General features: G+C 67.5%; 15 protein-coding genes and 1 pseudogene. 8 read left to right on the top strand and 8 right to left on the bottom strand.

Annotated features, from left to right (window positions below; genetic code table 11):
• Window positions 1-61 precede the first annotated feature (61 nt).
• The gene (locus AC23D4_RS18260; RefSeq protein ID WP_472886988.1) at window positions 62-2,422 is read right to left on the bottom strand and encodes a PAS domain-containing protein; all 2,361 of its coding nucleotides are present in this window, start codon (window positions 2,420-2,422) and stop codon (window positions 62-64) included.
• A gap of 127 nt (window positions 2,423-2,549) precedes the next feature.
• Between AC23D4_RS18260 and AC23D4_RS18255 the strand changes: the two genes are divergently transcribed.
• The 3 genes and pseudogenes from AC23D4_RS18255 to AC23D4_RS18245 all read left to right on the top strand — a co-directional run bounded on the left by AC23D4_RS18255 (window position 2,550) and on the right by AC23D4_RS18245 (window position 6,086).
• Complete coding sequence (locus AC23D4_RS18255) at window positions 2,550-3,194, top strand: histidine phosphatase family protein (protein WP_472886987.1); 645 nt, start codon at window positions 2,550-2,552, stop codon at window positions 3,192-3,194.
• Window positions 3,178-4,333 (top strand): annotated as a pseudogene (locus AC23D4_RS18250) (DSD1 family PLP-dependent enzyme). The gene AC23D4_RS18255 and the pseudogene AC23D4_RS18250 overlap by 17 nt, the downstream one beginning before the upstream one ends.
• A gap of 19 nt (window positions 4,334-4,352) precedes the next feature.
• On the top strand, window positions 4,353-6,086 hold the full coding sequence (locus AC23D4_RS18245; RefSeq protein ID WP_472886986.1) for a lysoplasmalogenase family protein: 1,734 nt from the start codon (window positions 4,353-4,355) through the stop codon (window positions 6,084-6,086).
• On the opposite strand, the gene ruvB is transcribed toward AC23D4_RS18245, so the two are convergent.
• From ruvB to ruvA, 4 genes are read right to left on the bottom strand one after another with little or no spacing between them, the layout of a single operon-like run.
• Window positions 6,076-7,128: a Holliday junction branch migration DNA helicase RuvB gene (gene ruvB, locus AC23D4_RS18240; protein WP_472886985.1), complete on the bottom strand. Its 1,053-nt coding sequence runs from the start codon at window positions 7,126-7,128 to the stop codon at window positions 6,076-6,078. The two genes, AC23D4_RS18245 and ruvB, sit on opposite strands and share 11 nt — an antisense overlap.
• Before the next feature lie 45 nt (window positions 7,129-7,173).
• Window positions 7,174-7,764, bottom strand: a complete 591-nt coding sequence (locus AC23D4_RS18235) for a hypothetical protein (RefSeq protein WP_487623641.1) — start codon at window positions 7,762-7,764, stop codon at window positions 7,174-7,176.
• Between the two features lie 5 nt (window positions 7,765-7,769).
• The gene (locus AC23D4_RS18230) at window positions 7,770-8,933 is read right to left on the bottom strand and encodes an AAA family ATPase (protein ID WP_472886983.1); all 1,164 of its coding nucleotides are present in this window, start codon (window positions 8,931-8,933) and stop codon (window positions 7,770-7,772) included.
• Between the two features lie 56 nt (window positions 8,934-8,989).
• Window positions 8,990-9,568, bottom strand: coding sequence for a Holliday junction branch migration protein RuvA (gene ruvA, locus AC23D4_RS18225; protein ID WP_472886982.1), 579 nt, complete (start codon window positions 9,566-9,568; stop codon window positions 8,990-8,992).
• 33 nt (window positions 9,569-9,601) lie between these two features.
• Here ruvA and AC23D4_RS18220 point away from each other — a divergent pair, with 33 nt between their 5' ends.
• Window positions 9,602-10,582 carry a PhoH family protein gene (locus AC23D4_RS18220; protein WP_472886981.1) on the top strand — a complete coding sequence of 327 codons (981 nt, stop codon included), beginning with the start codon at window positions 9,602-9,604 and terminating at the stop codon, window positions 10,580-10,582.
• A gap of 9 nt (window positions 10,583-10,591) precedes the next feature.
• Window positions 10,592-11,053: an rRNA maturation RNase YbeY gene (gene ybeY, locus AC23D4_RS18215; RefSeq protein ID WP_472886980.1), complete on the top strand. Its 462-nt coding sequence runs from the start codon at window positions 10,592-10,594 to the stop codon at window positions 11,051-11,053.
• A gap of 33 nt (window positions 11,054-11,086) precedes the next feature.
• Here the strand turns inward: ybeY and AC23D4_RS18210 are convergent, their stop codons facing one another.
• Genes AC23D4_RS18210 through AC23D4_RS18200 form a run of 3 tightly spaced genes read right to left on the bottom strand, consistent with a single transcriptional unit; the run spans window position 11,087 to window position 13,445 of the window.
• Window positions 11,087-12,067, bottom strand: a complete 981-nt coding sequence (locus AC23D4_RS18210; RefSeq protein WP_472886979.1) for a chorismate transformation FkbO/Hyg5 family protein — start codon at window positions 12,065-12,067, stop codon at window positions 11,087-11,089.
• Between the two features lie 8 nt (window positions 12,068-12,075).
• Window positions 12,076-12,522, bottom strand: coding sequence for a D-aminoacyl-tRNA deacylase (gene dtd / locus AC23D4_RS18205; protein ID WP_472886978.1), 447 nt, complete (start codon window positions 12,520-12,522; stop codon window positions 12,076-12,078).
• Complete coding sequence (locus tag AC23D4_RS18200; protein WP_472886977.1) at window positions 12,519-13,445, bottom strand: cation diffusion facilitator family transporter; 927 nt, start codon at window positions 13,443-13,445, stop codon at window positions 12,519-12,521. The genes dtd and AC23D4_RS18200 overlap by 4 nt, the downstream gene beginning before the upstream one ends.
• Before the next feature lie 121 nt (window positions 13,446-13,566).
• Between AC23D4_RS18200 and glgB the strand changes: the two genes are divergently transcribed.
• The 3 genes from glgB to malQ are packed head-to-tail and all read left to right on the top strand — an operon-like array spanning window position 13,567 to window position 19,180.
• The gene (gene glgB / locus AC23D4_RS18195; RefSeq protein ID WP_472886976.1) at window positions 13,567-15,486 is read left to right on the top strand and encodes a 1,4-alpha-glucan branching protein GlgB; all 1,920 of its coding nucleotides are present in this window, start codon (window positions 13,567-13,569) and stop codon (window positions 15,484-15,486) included.
• Window positions 15,483-17,648, top strand: coding sequence for a glycogen debranching protein GlgX (glgX, locus tag AC23D4_RS18190; protein WP_472886975.1), 2,166 nt, complete (start codon window positions 15,483-15,485; stop codon window positions 17,646-17,648). The genes glgB and glgX overlap by 4 nt, the downstream gene beginning before the upstream one ends.
• A 20-nt stretch (window positions 17,649-17,668) precedes the next feature.
• Complete coding sequence (gene malQ, locus AC23D4_RS18185; RefSeq protein ID WP_472886974.1) at window positions 17,669-19,180, top strand: 4-alpha-glucanotransferase; 1,512 nt, start codon at window positions 17,669-17,671, stop codon at window positions 19,178-19,180.
• Window positions 19,181-19,207 lie beyond the last annotated feature (27 nt).

Below are 19,207 nucleotides of genomic sequence, written 5' to 3'. Positions count from 1 at the left end.
GCTCCACCGCTGCGCGGGTCGCGGCCCGGCGCTGGAATCCCTGGTGTGGAGGTGTTGCACGCTAGCGCGCTTCCAGCAGCTGGCGGATGGCTTCACCCAGCGCGTCCATGCTGTCCTGCTTGCCCAGGACGTCGCTCACGCCTGCCGCAGCCGCCTCGGCCAGCAGCTGGTCGTTGACATGGCCAGAGACGATGGCAACGCGTTGCCCCGGACGCAGGCGGCCGATCTCGCGCACCACCTCCACACCCGACAGGCCGGGCATGTTCTGGTCGGTCACCACCAGATCGATCGGGTCGTCGTGGGTTCGCAACCAGGCCAGCGCGGCTTCGCCCGACTCGAACGTGGTGACACGAAAACCCTGCTTGCGCAGCAGCCGACCGACCAGGAACACCATCGCCTCGTAATCGTCGATGTAGACCACGTGCCGCCCGTCAGCCTCGGACACGTTCGGTCCGGGTGCTGGCACGGCCTCCGGTGCCGGCTGCAGCGCTTCGGCTTCCCCGGCCAGGGGCAGGTAGACGTCGAAGCGCGTGCCCTCACCGGGCTGGCTGTGCACCGCGATCGCGCCCCGGTGCGCCTTGACGATCCCGTGCACCACCGCCAGCCCCAGGCCCGTGCCGGCCCCCGGTGGCTTGGTGGTGAAAAAGGGTTCGAACAGGCGCCGCTGCGTTTCGGCGGTCATGCCGGGCCCGTTGTCGGTCACGCTCAGGCAGGCATAGGCGCCCGCGGGCAGATTCCCCAGCTGCAAGGCCTGGGTCGCATCGAGGCGCGCGGCTTCCAGGGCCACCGAGATCACGCCAGTGCGGCCTTCGAACGCCTGCCAGGCGTTGGAGCACAGGTTGATCAGGACCTGCTGCACCTGTGTGGCATCGCTGTTGACCACCAGCGGCGCCTTGGACAGCAGGGTGTCCAGGCGCGCGCCGGCGGGCAACAGCGAGCGCAGCAGACCCAGCGTTTCCTGCACCAGGGGCGTGAGCGGCTGCTGCCGCATGGCCTGCGTCTGGCGGCGGCTGAAGGTCAGGATCTGCTGCACCAGCTGGCGCGCCTGAATGGCCGCACGGCTGATTTCCTGCAGGCTTTCCTGGGCCAGGTGATCGGGGCCGACGTCTTCACGCGCCAGCGCCAGATTGCCCAGGATCGCAGCGAGCAGGTTGTTGAAGTCGTGCGCCACGCCACCGGCCAGCGTGCCGATGGCCTCCATCTTCTGCGACTCGCGCAGTTGCGCCTCCAGCACATGCTGCTGCGCCTCGGCCTGCTTGAGCTCGGTGATGTCGGTGTGCGTACCGACCATGCGCAGGGGTTGACCGGCGGCGTTGCGCGCGATCACCATGCCGCGCGACAGCACCCATTTCCACGATCCATCCTTGCAGCGCACGCGGTGTTCGTTGCGGTAGACCGGCGTGTGGCCGTCAAAGTGCGCCTGCCGGTCGGTCAGCATCTGCGCCACATCGTCAGGATGGGTCCTGCTGTCGAGTGCTTCGGCCAGGTTGGCCAGCTCGCCTTCGTCAAAGCCGAACATGGTCTGGATGCGGCAGGAGAAAAACTCCTCCCCGGTCGCGATGTTCCAGTCCCAGACGCCATCGCCTGTGCTGTCCATCGCCAGCTTCCAGAGCGCCTCGCTTTCGTGGAGGGCGGCTTCGGCCTGTTTGCGCCCGGTGATGTCGAGCAGAACCCCCACCCGCAGGAAACCCGACGCATCGCTCGACACGGTGCAGGAGCGGCGGTAGATCCACCGGATCTGGCCGTCGGGCATGACGATGCGGAATTCCCCGCCCAGGTCGACCGGCCCCTGCCTGATCTGCTCCATGTCCTGCTCCAGCACGGCCTGGTCGTCCGGATGGCGGTAGCGCGCGATGAGCATCGGGTCGCGCATCAGGTCTTCGGGATCGAAGCCATAGATGTCGCGCACGCCGGAACTCACAAAACGGTACTCCCGGCGTCCGTCGGGTGCCACATGAACGACAAACACCATGCCCGGCACCTGCGCGGTGATCTGGCGCAGCTGTTCTTCGCTGCGGCGCAGGGCTTCCTGGTTCCGGACGCGCTCGGTGACATCTTCGACCGTGCCTTCGTAATAGAGCACAGCCCCTTGACCGTCCCGCACGATGTGCGCGTTTTCGCTGATCCAGATGCGCTCGCGGGTCTTGTGGCGCCAGATCTCGGACACAAAACCCCGCACGAAACCTTCGTGCTCCAGCCGCTGCTTGAATGCGTCGCGCCGCAGGGGGTCCACGTACCACTCGCGGGCGATGTCCTTGACCGCGGCCAGGTGTTCGGCCTCGGAGGCATAACCGTTGAGTTCCACCAGCGCCTGGTTGGAGCGGATCATCTGACCATCGGGCGAACTCCGGTAGGCCCCGATGGGCAGGAAGTTGAACAGGGTGGCAAATTCCCCGAGCGGCACGGCGGCGGGCAGTGACATGCAACGATTGTGTCCCAAAGCACCCGATGGCCCGCGCGCTCCGGAGCGTATTCCGTGCGGTTTTGCAGACCGGAGGCAACCCGGTACAGTGCACGCTGTTGACCGCCCATACTGAAAAGGACCCCACTTGCACGTTACCCGCATCCTGGCCGTGCGCCACGGTGAAACCGCCTGGAACCACGACACCCGCATCCAGGGCCACACCGACATCGACCTCAACGAGCGCGGCCGCTGGCAGGCGGCGCAGCTCGCGCAGGCGCTGGCCGAGGAACCCATTGACGCGTTCTATGCCAGTGATCTGAGCCGCGCACTGGAAACCGCCCGGGCCGTCGCGCGCCGGCACGACCGGCCGGTGCACACGCACGCCGGCCTGCGCGAGCGCTGTTTCGGCCGCTTCGAGGGCCACACCTGGACCGAGCTCGAAGCCCGCTATCCCGAAGAATCCACCGCCTGGCGCAAGCGCGTGCCCGACTTTGCCCCCCCAGGCGGCGAATCGCTGCTGCAGCTGCAGGAACGCGTGGTGGCCACCGTGAACGAACTGGCCGCGCGCCACCCAGGTGAGCAGGTGCTGATGGCGGTGCACGGGGGCGTGCTCGACATCCTCTACCGCGCCGCCACCCGGCTGGAGCTGCAGGCGCCGCGCAGCTGGGAGCTGACCAACACCGCCATCAACCGCCTGCTCTGGACGCCGGAAGGTCTGAGCCTGGTGGGCTGGGCCGACACCGGCCACCTGCAGGCCGGTAACGGACCGCTGGATGAACAGACCGCTTGAGCAGGACCGGGATTGTGTCGGTCAGGGCGTGGCCGCCATCGACACACCGGCGCTGGTGATCGACCTGGACGCCATGGAGCGCAACCTGGCGCGCATGGCGGCCTTCGCGGCCGAACACGGCCTGCGCCTGCGGCCGCACGCCAAGATGCACAAGAGCGCCGAGCTGGCGAAGCTGCAGATGGCCCACGGCGCCGCCGGCGTTTGCGTGCAGAAGACCGGCGAAGCCTTGGCCCTGGCTCACGCAGGCGTGCACGACATCTTCATCAGCAACGAGGTGATCGCGCCCCACAAGCTGGCGCGGCTGGCCGAAGCGGTGCGCGAGCTGCCCACGCGCTTCGCCATCGCCGTGGACAGCCCTGGGCATTGAACGCCTGGCGCAGGCGCTCGACGCAGCCGGCGTGCACACCGTCGGCGCCATCGACGTGTTCATCGAGATCGACGTCGGCCAGGGCCGCTGCGGTGTGGTGCCGGGTGAGCCGGCCGTGGGGCTGGCACGGCAGATCGCAACCCACCCCGCCCTGCGTTTCGCCGGCCTGCAGGCCTACCACGGCCGTGCCCAGCACCAGCGCACGCCGGCCGAACGCCGCCGCTCCATCGAGAGCGCCACGCAGGCCGTGGCCGGCACCCGCGATGCACTGGCAGCGGCGGGTTACAGCGTGCCGCTGGTCACGGGCGCGGGCACCGGCAGCTTCGTGCTGGAGGCCGCCAGCGGCGTCTGGGGCGAGCTGCAGGCCGGGTCCTATCTGTTCATGGACGCCGACTACGCGGCCAACCAGACCGACCCCGAGGCCCCGGCGTTTGAACACGCGCTGTTCGTCAAGAGCCAGGTCATGAGCCGCAGCGAAGACCACGCGGTCTGCGACGCCGGCCACAAAAGCCACGCCATCGACAGCGGCCTGCCAGCGGTGGCCTGGCCCAGCGGCCTGGTGTTCGCCAACGGCGGCGACGAACACGGCCTCCTGCGCGCCGCCGTGCCCGGCACCGAGCTGCCCGAACTGGGCGAAACCGTCTGGCTGATCCCGGGCCATTGCGACCCCACGGTGAACCTGCACGACGGCTGTGTGGGCGTGCGCGGCGGCCTCGCGGCCGGGCGGGTGGAACGCCTGATCAAGGTTGACGCCAGAGGAAAACTGGGCTGAGTCGCGCCAGAATGGCCCGATGTCGCCCAGCCAGATCATCGTCCTCGCCACCCCGGTCTTTCTGGCCCTCATCGCCATCGAGTTCGTGGTCGGTCTGCGCCGGGGCCGCAACACCTACCGCTTCGACGACGCCCTGAGCAGCATCTCGCTGGGCATGCTGAGCCAGGCCAGCGTGGTGTTTGTGCCGCTGCTGAAAATCGGCATATACACCGCGGCGTTCAACAGCCTGTCTCTCGTCCCGGACACGGGCTTCTGGACCACCTTGCCCGGCTGGCTGCTGGCGCTGCTGTTCTACGACTTCCTCTACTACTGGAACCACCGCCTCGGCCACACGGCGGGCGTGTTCTGGGCCGCGCACGTGGTGCACCACCAGAGCCAGGACTACAACCTCTCCACCGCGCTGCGCCAGCCCAGCAGCTACCCGCTGCTGGGCTGGGTGTTCTACCTGCCCATGGCCGTGGCTGGCGTGCCGCCTCTGGTGTTCGCGGTGGTGACGCTCATCGACCTGCTCTACCAGTTCTGGATCCACACCGAACACGTGGGGCGGCTCGGCCGCTTCGACCGCTGGTTCGCCTCGCCGTCCAACCACCGCGTGCACCACGCCGTGAATCACCGCTACGTGGACAGGAACTACGGCGGCATCCTGACGCTGTGGGACCACCTGTTCGGCAGCTTTGAGCCGGAAGACCCGCGCGAGCCCTGCGTCTACGGCACGCGCAGCCCGCTCAACAGCTGGGACCCGCTCTGGGCCAACGCCGAGGTCTACTGGGCGCTGGCCAAGGACAGCTGGCACACGAAGCGCTGGAGCGACAAGCTGCGCGTGTGGCTGAAGCCGCCGGGCTGGCGCCCGGCCGATGTGGCGGTGGCGTTCCCCAAGCCGGCTTTCGACATCACCGCGCTGCGGACCTATGCACCGCCCATCCCGCACGCGGTTCGGGTGTTCGCTGCGCTGCAGTTCGTGGCCTTGCTGGTCGGCGTGGCGGTCTTCCTCTGGCAGGCCGATACCGCGGCGCTGCCGCACAACATCGCGGGGTTCGCGGTGCTGCTGGCCGGCCTGTGGGCCGTGGGCGCGCTGTTGCAGGGCCGCATCGGCATGGGTGAGGTGCTGCTGATCGAATGCGCCGCGCTGGCCATGGCCAGCGCGGTCACCGGCTGGACAGCGGCGCACCTGGTGTTCAAGCCACTGACCATGCTGATCGCGCTGGGCGTGGTGCTGCTGGCCCGGCGCGCGTCCGCCACCGCCCTGCGGGGCGCCGTCTGGCTGCTCGCGGCCCTTGCCGCTTCGCTCGCGGGCGATGTGTTCCTCATGCTCGAAGGCCTGTTCATCCCCGGACTGGCGGCCTTCCTGCTCGCGCACCTGGCCTACATCGCGCTGTTCCGCCAGGACATGCCCTGGCTGCCCAGCCGGCAGGCCGCTTGGGGCGTCGCCGCTGCCGGGCTGGGCATGTTCGCCGTGCTCTGGTTTGGCGGCCTGCCACCCGAGCTGCGCGCACCCGTGGCGGCCTATGTGCTGGCCATCGGCCTGATGACCGCGCAGGCCCTGGGGCGCGCCAGCGTGCAACGCGACGGCCCGTCGGTGATGGTTGCGGTGGGCGCCGTCTGTTTCATGCTCAGCGACGCCCTGCTGGCAATCAACCGTTTCGTGAGCCCGCTGCCGATGTCGGCCTTCTGGGTGCTGGGCAGCTACTACGCCGCGCAGAGCCTGATGGTCATGGGCGTGCTGCGCAGCGGTGCCCCGCGGTTCACTCGCTGAACAGCGCGCTGTCGGTCTTCGGCGGTGCCACGCCCAGGTGGCGGTAGGCGGCCAGCGTGGCGATGCGCCCGCGCGGCGTGCGCTGCAGAAAGCCCTGCTGGATCAGGTAGGGCTCGATCACGTCTTCGATCGTGTCGCGCTCTTCGCCGATGCTGGCGGCGATGTTGTCCAGCCCGACCGGCCCGCCGTCGAAACGGTGGATCACGGCTTCGAGCAGCTTGCGGTCCATCAGGTCGAAACCCTGCGGGTCGACGTCGAGCATGGCCAGGGCGCGGTTGGCCATGTCCAGCGTGATGGTGCCGCTGCCCTTGACCTCGGCGTAGTCGCGCACGCGGCGCAGCAGCCGGTTGGCAATGCGCGGCGTACCGCGCGAACGGCGCGCGATCTCGAAGCCGCCCTCGGGGTCCATCGGTGCGTTCAGCAGGCCCGCGCTGCGCTTGACGATGCGTGCGAGTTCTTCAGCGGTGTAGAACTCCAGCCGCGCGACGATGCCGAAGCGGTCGCGCAACGGGTTGGTCAGCATGCCCGCGCGCGTGGTGGCGCCCACCAGGGTGAAGGGCTGCAGGTCGAGCTTGATGCTGCGCGCGGCCGGCCCTTCGCCGATCATGATGTCGATCTGGTAGTCCTCCAGCGCGGGGTAGAGGATTTCTTCGACGACCGGGCTGAGCCGGTGGATCTCGTCGATGAACAGCACGTCGTTGGCTTCGAGGTTGGTCAGCAGTGCGGCCAGATCGCGTGGCTTTTCCAGCACCGGGCCGCTGGTCTGGCGCAGGTTGACGCCGAGCTCCTGCGCGATGATGTGGGAGAGCGTGGTCTTGCCCAGGCCCGGCGGGCCGAACAGCAGCACGTGGTCCAGCGCCTCGCTGCGTTTTTTGGCCGCGCCGATGAAGATTTCCAGCTGTTCACGCACCTTCTGCTGGCCCACGTATTCGTCCAGCAGCTTGGGCCGCAGCGCGCGCTCGATCGCCTCTTCCTTCGGCGAAGCCGGAGCGGCTGAGACCACGCGCGGTGTGGGAGCGAAATCGTCGGTCTGGATGGTCATCTCAAATTTTTCGGTTGTCGATGGTGAATGCAGAGCGATGGATGTTCATCGAAAAGAGTCGCCAAACTCTGTCAACCGACGAATGGCACGTTCCAAACTTGATGATCGCTCTGCCGCCCTCATGGCTCGCCAGTTCTCGCGGACCAATGCACTCAGGTGAATGTTGTACCCAGAACCGGTTCTATTGATGTCCGTCGCCGACACCATCTCATCACGTATTTGACGCACCTTGGACTTTCTCGCCAAACGCAGAACTTCTCGTTTGGGGTCTTCAAGTTGCTCAGGGTCGGGTTTTATCTGCGCCGTTGACACCTTGAAAAATTCGGACACCCCCTGCCGATCTGCGAGCACCCAGCTTTCAGCTTCGGGAACAGCCAATCTGAGAAAAAACCGTTCAGGCAAATGTCTGGGCGACCACTTCTTCAACCATTGAACAGGGCACGTTTGATCGGTGTCGGCAATGCACAGCACAGGTTGGAGCCGGGACTGCTCGACAAACCTGGGGAGCTCGGGGATCAGCTTTGTGACGCCCCTCTTATTGATTGGAGCCCTGGAAAGCGTCCACTCTGGCAAGAGCTGCGCCACAAGCTGCTGCCCAAGAGAACAACTCAGTTCGTCTTCGCCCACCACCAGCATCCGCTTCACGAGAACAAACCCATCTGTTCGATGTTGGCAGGACGCGTCTTTGGCAGCAGTACCTCTGCCGGATTCAATCCGTGCTCCATTTCCTGAAGCTCCTGGGCATCTGCAGTTCGCACCGTCGTCCCGTTCTCGCCTGGCTCTAGCAACAGTATGGATTGCGGATCTGAAACAGAAGAAATCAAGGTTTCGCTGTGGGTGGTACTGAGCACCTGTCTCAGCGGTCCACCTTTCTTTCGAAGCCTCAGCACTCTGTCAATCATCAGAGGGATGTGCTGAGTGATCGCATCGTTGAGAGAAAGCTCTGGCTCTTCCAAAAGCAAAAGGCCATCGCCCTCTTGAAGAGCCCACAAAAAACCAATCAGTCGAAGCGTTCCATCTGAAAATTGGTCCTCTCGCTGCCAAGAGCCATGTACTCGCCAATGCTTGAAGTTGGCCTTCAAATGGGGAACGCCCGTCACGGCATCCTGTTCAAAATGCAATTCTGAAAACTGGGGGACCGCCACCTCAAGAGCTTTTTGTATACGACTCAATCTGGATTTTTGAGTCTTTTCGTTGGTCTTGGCTATTCTGTGCAAAAGACCCTGTCCAAAGGGATCGTTTTCGATGATGCGCCCGCTAATCTCGTCGCTGTGCTTGAGCAGTTGGGGCACCAAATGCATGTATGTCGTTGCGGCCAGGAAGTCGGCCAACTCACGAAAACCTGCATTGCTGTTGATCTGCTCCAGGTAGGTCTGCGTGAGACGCACCTCATCTTGCTTGTCAAGCTTTTCAGGGCGGCTAAACAACTCTCTGCCATCACGAAAAACCGCCTCTTGCTGGATCACTACGCCTTGAGTCTTCTTTCCACCTGACTGAAATGCGAGGATGTAGCGCCACTTCGGTACGGGGTCCGCCGTCGAGCCGGACACCTCCACCTCGATGCGAACTTCAGAATCTTTCCGGGCATGCAAACTGCGCAACTTGCTCAAACCACCCCGGTCCTTCAAAGCCTTCTGCAGGCCGCCTCCTTCACTTTGAGCGATCGTTCTCAAAAACCGAAAAACATCCAGCAGGTTTGACTTGCCTGATGCATTGGCTCCGATAACGTACCCCCTCGACCCAAGCGCAACATCCACATCGCGAAAATTTCGCCAATTCTTCAGCCTTAGCCGGGTAATCAACATGTCGGGTTCCTCGTCATTTGCGATTCAGCGGCGTTCAAGTGTCGCCACGCTTCTATTCACTTCGCCAGCGCCTTCAACGCCAGCTTGATCCCCTCGCTCACCCCCACCTCCACCGGCAGTGCCTTCAGCGCCGCCGCCGCGTCCTTCTCGCTGTAACCCAGTGCCATCAGCGCTTGCTGAATGTCGCCTTGCACATCGCTCTGCACCGGGCCGGCGCCGGGCAGGTTGAGGTCGGCGCCAAGCTTGCCCTTGAGTTCGAGCAGCAGGCGCTCGGCGGTCTTCTTGCCGATGCCGGGCACCTTGATGATGCGCCCGCTGTCTTGCGCGCTGACGGCCTGTGCCAGATCGGCCACGCTCATGCCCGACAACACCGAAAGCGCCGTGCGCGGCCCCACGCCGCTGATCTTGATGAGCTGGCGGAAGGCCTCGCGCTCGGCCGCGTTGCCAAAGCCGTAGAGGATCTGCGCGTCTTCGCGCACCACGAAATGCGTGAGCAGCGACACCTTCTCGCCCAAGGCGGGCAGGTTGTAGAAGGTGCTCATGGGCACGTCCACTTCGTAGCCCACACCGTGGCAGTCGATCAGGATCTGGGGCGGATTCTTTTCCAGCAGGGTGCCGGTCAACTTGCCTATCATTGGTGATTCCTCATTGTTCACAGGATTATCGGTTTGATCCTCCGCCACACCTTCTCCCCGCCCGACAACCTGCGCATGGGCCACCTCTGCGGGCCCATGGACAGCCACATCCGCAGCATCGAGGCGGGCCTGCAGGTCAAGGTGGCGCACCGCTTCGAGCAGTTCCGCATCGAAGGCCCCAAGGCCAAGGCCAACCAGGCACTGGAAACGCTGCAGGCGCTGTACGAGATGGCGAAGAAGCCGATCCCCGCTGAAACCGTGCAGCTCATGCTCAGCGGCGACACGGCGCTGGTCGAGCCGGGCGACGGGGCGCTGGCGATGCAGACGCGGCGCGGCGAGGTGCGCGGGCGCACGCCGGCCCAGACGCGCTACCTGGAGAACATGGCCACGCACGACATCACCTTCGGCATCGGCCCGGCCGGCACCGGCAAGACCTACCTCGCCGTGGCCTGCGCCGTGGACGCGCTGGAGCGCAGTGCGGTGCAGCGCATCGTGCTCACCCGCCCGGCGGTGGAAGCGGGCGAAAAGCTCGGCTTCCTGCCCGGCGACCTGGGCCAGAAGGTGGACCCCTACCTGCGACCTCTTTACGACGCGCTGCACGACCTGATGGGCTTCGACAAGGTGCAGAAAGCCTTCGAGCGCCAGCAGATCGAGATCGCGCCGCTGGCCTTCATGCGCGGACGCACGCTCAACCACGCCTTCGTGATCCTCGACGAAGCGCAGAACACCACCGTCGAGCAGATGAAGATGTTCCTCACCCGCATCGGCTTTGGCAGCAAGGCCGTGGTCACCGGCGACGTGAGCCAGATCGACCTGCCGCGCACCGAGCTCAGCGGCCTGATCGACGCCGAACGCGTGCTCAAACGCGTGCAGGGCATCGCCATCACGCGCCTGACCAGTGCCGACGTGGTGCGGCACCCGCTGGTGGCGCGCATCGTGGACGCCTACGACGCACGCGGTTCGGGCAGCAGCGACGCAGCGCCAGCGAAACGCGCACGCCGCAAAACGGCCTGAGGACAACCCATGGCCCTGCCTTCATTGAGCCTGTCCCTGCAGTTCGGCGACCTGGCCGATGCCGCCCTCCACCGCGCCGCGCTGCCGCGCCACACCGTCGCCCGCTGCATCCGCCACGCGCTGGAGGCCGACGCCGAAATCACCGTGCGCATCGTGGATGCCGAAGAAGGCCAGGCCCTGAACCGCGACTACCGCGGCAAGGACTACGCCACCAACGTGCTGACCTTCGACTACCAGACCGCCCCCCTGGTGATGGCCGACCTGGTGCTGTGCGCACCGGTGGTGGCGCGCGAGGCGAAGGAGCTGAAGAAGCCGCTGGCCGAGCACTACGCCCACCTGCTGGTGCACGGCACCCTGCACGCCCAGGGCTGGGACCACGAGACCGGCGAGGAAGATGCCGAAGCGATGGAAGCGCGGGAAACACAGATCCTCGCCGGGCTGGGCCAACCCGATCCGTACCACCGCGGCTGAAGTGGACGCCTTCAGCTTGGCGCTGCGGCGTGCTCAGAGCGAACGCAGGCCCTGGGCTTCCACCTCCACCAGCAGCTCGGCGCGGCAAACGTCGGCCAACACGCACACCACTGGCGCAGCCCCCACACGTTCGGCCATCACGGCTTGCACCTGGGGGGCGTCGGCCGCGTGCCGGATGTACACGCGGTAGCTCAGTGCACCCAGTGCATGGCCGCCGCTGCGGCTGCGCTGGTTGGCCTGGTCCAGCACGACCGCCACGTTGTCCATGGACTCGCGGGTCTGCGCCACCACGTCGCCCGGGTGCACGCTCTGGTGACCGACGATGCTCGCCGTGCCTGAAATGAACAGCAGCTCCTGCCCCGGCGGGTACACCAGCGCCGCCCGCGAAAAGGTCGGGCTGCGCGGCCCGTATTCCGCCGGGTAGTGGTAGGCGCTCACCTGGCGCGGGTTCTCGATCGGCACCGCCGGCGTGGACCCGGCGAGGAAAGCGATCGACAGCGGGCCGCCGGCCAGACCGAGCGCGCAGGCTGCCGGCACGCGTCCCACGACACTGCGCGCACCCTGCAGGAACGCCTCGGCGCGCCCCAGGTTGAACTGGCGGTAACGCTCCAGCCCGTCTGCCGACCCGTTGATGTCGGCCATGTAGTTCCAGACCCGCCAGAGGTGCGGCAGCGCTTGCGCATCCAGCAGGCGGAAGAGGCGTGCGTAGGCCTGTTCGCTGCGGGTGCGCAGGTCGGACACGCCCGGGGCTTCCGCGAGCTCGATCACGCCGAACAGCAGGTCGCCAACGCGGCGCCACTGGATGCCTTCGGAGGTGCCGGCGAGGGGCGCCGAGTCGACCTGCCAGGCCTCGTGAAACGACAGCCCCGCCGAACCGAGCACCGGCGCACGCACGTGTTGCAGCGGCCAGTCCGGTGCGGCGGTGGGCGCCTGCAGCCCCAGAAGGCCGGCGCCCAGCACGTGCGCCATTCCGGGCTCGAACGGCGTGGGAGAAACAAGGAATTGAAGGCTCATGGCTGGGTTCAGGTTGCCGTCATGCGCAGCGGAATGGTCACCGGGCCGTCGTTCACCAGATGCACCTGCATGTCGGCGCCAAAGTGGCCGGTGGCCACCTGCGGGTGCAACGCGCGGGCGGCTTCGACAAAGCGGTCGTACAGCGATTCGCCCAGGGCCGGCGGCGCGGCGGCGGTGAAACCGGGCCGGTTGCCGCTTTTCGTGTCCGCCGCCAGGGTGAACTGGCTCACGATGAGCAGGCCGCCGGCCACGTCCTGCACGCTGCGGTTCATCTTCCCCTGTTCGTCGGAAAAGATGCGCAGCCTGAGGATCTTGGCCAGCAGCTTCTGGCCCACGGCCTCGGTGTCGTCCGGTTCGGCGCACACCAGCACCAGCAGCCCGGCGCCGATCTGGCCCACGGTTTCACCCGCGATCACCACGCGGGCCTCGCTCACGCGCTGCAACAGGGCGATCAAATCAAATCCTTTTCATCTTCAAAATGCGCTTCCACGTCGCTGGGCAGCAGTTGGATACTGGCGCGAAGGCCCGGCACCGCGCTCATGAGCGCCTGCTCCACGCTGCCGCGCACGGCGGCCGCGCGCCCGAGCGACCAGGCCGCAGGCATGTGCATGTGCAGGTCCACAAAGCGGCGCTGCCCGGCCTTGCGTGTGCTCAGGTGGTCGAAACGGATGATGGTGGATTCGCCGCGCTGGCTCGCGAATCCGTCCAGCGTTTCCTGGATGGTGGCCATCACCTCGGGCTCCACGGCCTCGTCCATCAGCCCCTGCGACGAACGCCAGATCAGGTGGAACCCTTCTTTCAGGATGTTCAGCGCCACGCCGATGGCGACCACCGGATCGAGCCAGAGCCAGCCGGTGAAATGCACCAGTGCGATGCCGATCACCACGCCGGCCGAGGTCCAGACGTCGGTGGTCAGGTGCTTGGCGTCGGCTTCCAGCGCAATGGACCGGTGCTGCTTCGCCGCGCGAAACATCACCCAGGCCAGCAAGCCGTTGAGCATGGAACTGGCCACCGAGAGGGCCAGGCCCCAGCCCACCTGCTGTATGGGTTGCGGATCGAGCAGCCGGTGCACCGCCGTCCAGACGATGCCCAGCGCCGCCACGATGATCAGGATGCCCTCGAAGCCGGATGAAAAATACTCGGCCTTGTGGTGGCCATAGGGGTGGTCGTCGTCGGCCGGGCGCGCGGCGATGGTCACCATCACCAGGCCGAACATGGCACTGGCCAGGTTCACCAGCGACTCCATCGCGTCCGACAGCAGGCCGACCGAGTCGGTGACCACCCAGGCCAGGGTCTTGAGCGTGATGGTGATGAGGGCCACCACCACAGACGCCATGAGCAGGCGCTGCGGGGTGAGGTAACGTGATTCCAGATTCATCCGCGCATTGTCGCCGAGGCTCCAACCGCGTTCTGTGCGCCACGCGGGCCGTATCAGGCGGGCCCGTGCTGTCACCAGCGGGTTCCCGTTCGGTGCCAGAATGCCCCAACAGCGTGCCGCCATGAACCCATCTTCCACTTCCCCCACCCCACCCGGCACCCCCACCAGCTTCTGGATCGGCGAGACCGACGCCTGGCTGCTGGCCGAAGGCAAGCACTTGCGGCCCTGGCAGAAACTGGGCGCCCACACCACCGGGATGGACGGGGTGGCGGGCACGGCGTTCGCGGTCTGGGCGCCGCACGCACGCCACGTCGGCCTGACCGGCGACTTCAACGGCTGGCAGCCCCAGCCCATGCGGTTTCGCCCCGAGTGCGGTGTCTGGGAGCTGTTCGTGCCCGGTGCCGGCGTGGGCGCCTGGTACAAGTTCGATGTGCAGGGCGCCGACGGCCGGCACGTGATGAAGACCGACCCCTACGCGCGCGAAACCGAGCTGCCCCCGGGCAACGCCGCGCGCGTGTGCGAACCGCTGCGGGCCGCACCGGCGCCGGCCGCGACCCACACCCGCCCCGCCGCGCCCATGGCCGTCTACGAAGTGCACCCCGGTTCGTGGAAGCGTCCCGAGGGACCACACACCCTGCCGACCTGGGACGATCTCGCCACCCACCTTGTGCCCTACGCCGCCGGCCTGGGCTTCACCCACCTGGAGCTGCTGCCGGTCAGCGAACACCCGTTCTACGCCTCCTGGGGCTACCAGCCCACCGGCCTGTATGCGCCCACCGCGCGCCACGGTTCGCCCGAGGCGTTGCGCCGCTTTGTTGACACCGCACACGCCGCCGGCCTGAAGGTCATCCTGGACTGGGTGCCGGCCCACTTCCCCGCCGACGAACACGCGCTGGCGCGCTTCGACGGTACCGCGCTCTACGAACACGCCGACCCGAAGGAAGGTTTCCACCGCGACTGGAACACGCTGATCTACAACTTCGGCCGCCACGAGGTGCGCAACTTCCTGGTCGGCAACGCGCTGTTCTGGGTCGAGCAGTACGGCATCGACGGCCTGCGCGTGGACGCGGTCGCGTCCATGCTCTACCGCGACTACAGCCGCCCGGCCGGCGAGTGGGTGCCCAACCGCGACGGCGGACGCGAGAACTACGAGGCCATCGCCTTCCTGCGCGAGGTGCACGAGGTGCTGCAGCGCGAAGCGCCGCAGGCCACCACCATCGCCGAAGAATCCACCGCCTTCCCGCGCGTGACCGGCGCCGTGGCCGAAGGCGGCCTGGGCTTCGACCACAAATGGAACATGGGCTGGATGCACGACACCCTGGCCTATTTTTCGATGGACCCGGTGCACCGCCGCTGGCACCACAACAAGCTCACCTTCGCGATGATGTACGCACACAGCGAAGACTATTGCCTGCCGCTCTCGCACGACGAGGTGGTGCACGGCAAGGGTTCGCTGCTGGGCAAGATGGCCGGCGACCGCTGGCAGCAGCTCGCCAACCTGCGCGCGCTCTACGCCTGGATGTACGCGCACCCCGGCAAGAAGCTGCTCTTCATGGGCGCCGAACTGGCCCAGCCCACCGAGTGGGACCACGACAGCGAACTGCCCTGGCACCTGCTGGGCGACCCGGCGCACGCCGGCGTGCAGCGTCTGGTGGGCGACCTGAACCACGCCTACCGCGCGCAGCCGGCGCTGCACGCGCGCGACACCGACCCGCACAGCTTCCAGTGGCTGGTGGTGGACGACGCCGACCATTCCGTGCTGGCCTTCGCGCGCTACGGCCACCGGCTCGAAGACACGGTGGTGCTGGTCGCCAACCTCACGCCGTTGGTGCGCCACGGCTACCGCGTCGGCTTGCCACACGCCGGCCACTGGCACGAGACCCTGAACACCGACTCGGCCCATTACGGCGGCAGCAACGTCGGCAACCACGGCCGCGTGCAGACCGACGAGGTGCCGATGCACGGCCAGCGCTGGTCGGCGGCGCTCACGTTGCCGCCACTGGCGGTGTTGTGGCTGAAGCCAGAACCCGCAAGCGCATGAACCCGGCGCACGTCACCCCGGCATTGGGTGCCCACCTGCACGAACTGAAAGGGCAATCCGGCGTGCAGTTTGCCGTCTGGGCACCGCAGGCTGAAGGCCTGGAGGTGTGCCTGTTTGACACCGCCACCGGCCCGGAAACCCGCCGCATCGCACTGGCCCCCGAGGGCAACGGCGTCTGGCAGGCCTTCGTGTCGGGCCTGACCGCCGGCCAGCTCTACGGCCTGCGCGCCAGCGGCCCCTGGGTGCCGGTAGCGGGCCAGCGCTTCAACCCCGCCCGGTTGCTGCTCGACCCCTGGGCCCTGGCCCTGGTGGGCAGCACCGGGCAGCTCGCGCTGCAGGCCGGCCATGCCGTGGCCGACCCGCTGCACCCCTCCCAGCCCTGGGCACAGCATCAGCCCAACCCGCTGGACAACGCCGCGGCCATGCCGAAATGCGTGGTGGTGGATACCCAGGCCGAACTCGACGCCGGCCACGCCATCGCGCCGCGCCCGGTGATCGCTGGTGAGCGTGTGTTCATCTACGAAGCCCACGTGAAGGCACTCACGCGCCTGCATCCCGAGGTCCCGGACGCGCAGCGCGGCAGCTACGCCGCGCTCGCCCACCCGGCCGTGCTCGCCCACCTGCAACGCCTGGGCGTCACCACCGTCTGCCTGCTGCCGGTGCACCAGCACATCAGCGAGCGCCACCTGCTCGCGCGCGGCCTGGTCAACCACTGGGGCTACAACACCCTCAACGCGTTCGCGCCCGAACCCGCCTACGCGGCCGCCACCGGCGGACACGATCCGTCGAACGCCGCCGAAGCCGCCGCCGTGCGCGCCGAGTTCCGCCAGATGGTGGATGCGCTGCACCGCGCCGGCATCGAGGTCGTGCTCGACGTGGTGTTCAACCACACGGCCGAGAGCGACCTCGACGGCCCCACGCTCTGCTGGCGCGGCCTGGGCCAGAACGCCTGGTACGCCATGGGCGAACACGGCGTGCCGAACAACTTCAGCGGCTGCGGCAACAGCCTCAACGTGAGCGAGCCGCGCGTGGTGCAGTGGGTGATGGACAGCCTGCGCTGGTGGGTGATGGCCTACGGCGTGGACGGTTTCCGCTTCGATCTGGCGGTCTCGCTCGGCCGCGTCGCCGCGCTCGGTCATGCCTTCCACCCGCACGCGCCGCTGCTCGCCGCCATGGCGCAAGACCCGGTGCTGCGCGGTGTGCGCCTGATCGCCGAACCCTGGGACATCGGCCCCAACGGCTACCACAGCGGTGGTTTTGCCCCCGGCTGGCTGGAATGGAACGACCGCTTCCGCGATGGCGTGCGTGCCTTCTGGCTCGGGCACCACGCCTCGCTCGGCGAACTCGCCAGCCGCGTGAGTGCCAGCAGCGACCTGTTTCACCACCAAGGCCGGCTGCCCGTGGCCAGCGTCAACCTGCTCACCTCGCACGACGGCTTCACCCTGGCCGACCTCACGGCCTACAGCCAGAAGCACAACGCCGCCAATGGCGAGGACAACCGCGACGGCCACGGCCACAACCTGAGCGCCAACGCCGGCGCCGAAGGCCCCAGCGACGATCCGCTGGTGCAACACCGGCGCGGCCTGTGGCGCCGCGCCCTGCTCGCCACGCTGTTCTGCGCCCAGGGCACGCCGCAGCTGCTGGCCGGTGACGAGATCGGCCACAGCCAGCAAGGCAACAACAACGGTTACTGCCAGGACAACGCCCTCACCTGGCTGGCCTGGCCGCAGGCCGACGGGGAGATGACCGACTTCGTGGCCGGTCTCGCCGCGCTGCGCCGCCAGCACCCCGGCCTGCGCCACGCGCGCTGGTTCAGCGGCCAGTCGCTGGCGCCGGGCGGGCCCGTCGACATCGCCTGGCTGCACGGCGATGGCGCGGCGATGCACAACGCGTCCTGGAACAACAGCCGACACTGCACCCTGGGCGCGGTGATCACCGTGGGTGAAGAGGGCCAACCACCCGCCGAACGCCTGCTGCTGGTCTGGCACGCCGGTCGCGGCCACACCACCATGGCCCTGCCGCCGGGACCTTGGTCGCGGCGGCTGGACAGTGCCCGCGGCTTTGTGGCCCTGAACGAAGCGGCGGGTGAACCCGTGAGCAGCCAGCTGCACCTCGCCGAGACCCGGATGTGTGTGCTGGTCCAGAGTTTGCAGGGCGGATGACCCCTCCTCCGCCTCACACCATGAACCACCAACCCAGCGACCTGCTCTCGCGCCGCACCTGCGGCGTGCTGCTGCACATCACCAGCCTGCCCGGCCCGCACGGCTCGGGCGACCTCGGACCCGCCGCCCGCCACTTCGTGGACTGGCTGGCCTCGGCCGGCCAGTCGATCTGGCAGATCCTGCCGCTCTCGCCCGCGGGCCCCGGCAACTCGCCCTACCAGAGCGTCTCGGCCTTCGCCGGCAGCCCGCTGATGGTCGACCTGGACGACCTGGTGCACCAGGGCTGGCTGCCCTGGCTGGCGCGCAAGGGCTTCGACCACCACCATTGCGATTTCGAGCGCGTGGCCCCGTACCGCATGGCCTGCCTGCGCAAGGCCTGGGACGGTTTCAGCCAGCGCGCCACCGACGTCTGCCGCGAGGCCCTCGCCGCGTTCTGCGCCGAACAGGCCCATTGGCTCGATCACTACGCCCTCTTCATGGTGCTGGACGAACGCCACGGCGGCCCCTGGTCGCTCTGGCCGGAGCCACTGGCCCGGCGCGAGCCTGCCGCGCTGGACGCGGTGCGCGAACAGTCGGTGCACGCGCTGGGTTTCTGGCGCTTCGTGCAATGGCGCTTCTGGGTGCAGTGGCAGAACTTGCGCAGCTACGCACGCGAGCGCGGCGTGCAGATGGTGGGCGACGCGCCCATCTTCGTCGCGCACCACAGTGCCGACGTGTGGGCCCACGCCGACCAGTTCCTGCTCGACGATCAGATGGACCCCGCCGTGGTGGCCGGCGTGCCGCCCGACTATTTCAGCGCCACCGGACAACGCTGGGGCAACCCGCTCTACAACTGGAAAGCGATGGCGCACCGCGGCTACCGCTGGTGGAAAGACCGGCTGGCCCACCAGTTCCAGCAGGTGGACGTGGTGCGGCTGGACCACTTCCGCGGTTTCGAGGCGCACTGGGAAATCCCGGCCAGCGAACCCACTGCCATCGCCGGCCACTGGCAGCCCGGTCCGGGCCAGCATTTTTTCGACGCCATCCAGGAAGAGCTGGGCCGCCTGCCCATCATTGCGGAAGACCTGGGTCTGATCACGCCCGAAGTGACCGCGCTGCGCGAGACCTGCGGCTTCCCGGGCATGCGCATCCTGCAATTCGCCTTTGGCAGCGGCCCGGCCAACCCGTACCTGCCGCACAACCTGGAGCGCCAGACCGTGGCCTACACCGGCACACACGACAATCAAACCACGGTGGGCTGGTGGACCAGTGCGACGGCGGGTGAAAAGACGGCCGCGCGCGCTTACCTGGGCCACTGCGTCGACACCGAGCCGCACTGGACCCTGATCAACGCGCTGTCCATGTCGGTCGCCAACACGCTGGTGGTGCCGTTCCAGGACGTGCTGGGCCTGGACACCCGGCACCGGATGAACACCCCTGGCCTCGCCACCGGCTGCTGGGAATGGCGCTTCGACTGGAGCCAGGTGAACCACGAACCCGCCGAGCGGCTGGCCGCCATGACCCGTGCCCACGGGCGTTGGCCCCTCCCCTGACCTTCCCCGCCTTTCAACACGACAGGA

The sequence above is a fragment of the Hydrogenophaga sp. L76 genome, assembly GCF_057654755.1.
Note: the sequence above shows the minus strand (reverse complement) of the source record. Positions and strands in the feature narration are given on the sequence as shown.

Coding starts and splice junctions, on each gene's coding strand:
- ruvB (WP_472886985.1), bottom strand. CDS start 7,128: ATGACCATCCAGACCGACGATTTCGCTCCCACACCGCGCGTGGTCTCA.
- AC23D4_RS18200 (WP_472886977.1), bottom strand. CDS start 13,445: ATGAATCTGGAATCACGTTACCTCACCCCGCAGCGCCTGCTCATGGCG.
- malQ (WP_472886974.1), top strand. CDS start 17,669: ATGAACCACCAACCCAGCGACCTGCTCTCGCGCCGCACCTGCGGCGTG.
- glgB (WP_472886976.1), top strand. CDS start 13,567: ATGAACCCATCTTCCACTTCCCCCACCCCACCCGGCACCCCCACCAGC.
- ruvA (WP_472886982.1), bottom strand. CDS start 9,568: ATGATAGGCAAGTTGACCGGCACCCTGCTGGAAAAGAATCCGCCCCAG.
- AC23D4_RS18210 (WP_472886979.1), bottom strand. CDS start 12,067: ATGAGCCTTCAATTCCTTGTTTCTCCCACGCCGTTCGAGCCCGGAATG.
- AC23D4_RS18260 (WP_472886988.1), bottom strand. CDS start 2,422: ATGTCACTGCCCGCCGCCGTGCCGCTCGGGGAATTTGCCACCCTGTTC.
- AC23D4_RS18230 (WP_472886983.1), bottom strand. CDS start 8,933: ATGTTGATTACCCGGCTAAGGCTGAAGAATTGGCGAAATTTTCGCGAT.
- AC23D4_RS18235 (WP_487623641.1), bottom strand. CDS start 7,764: ATGCTGGTGGTGGGCGAAGACGAACTGAGTTGTTCTCTTGGGCAGCAG.
- ybeY (WP_472886980.1), top strand. CDS start 10,592: ATGGCCCTGCCTTCATTGAGCCTGTCCCTGCAGTTCGGCGACCTGGCC.
- glgX (WP_472886975.1), top strand. CDS start 15,483: ATGAACCCGGCGCACGTCACCCCGGCATTGGGTGCCCACCTGCACGAA.
- AC23D4_RS18245 (WP_472886986.1), top strand. CDS start 4,353: ATGTCGCCCAGCCAGATCATCGTCCTCGCCACCCCGGTCTTTCTGGCC.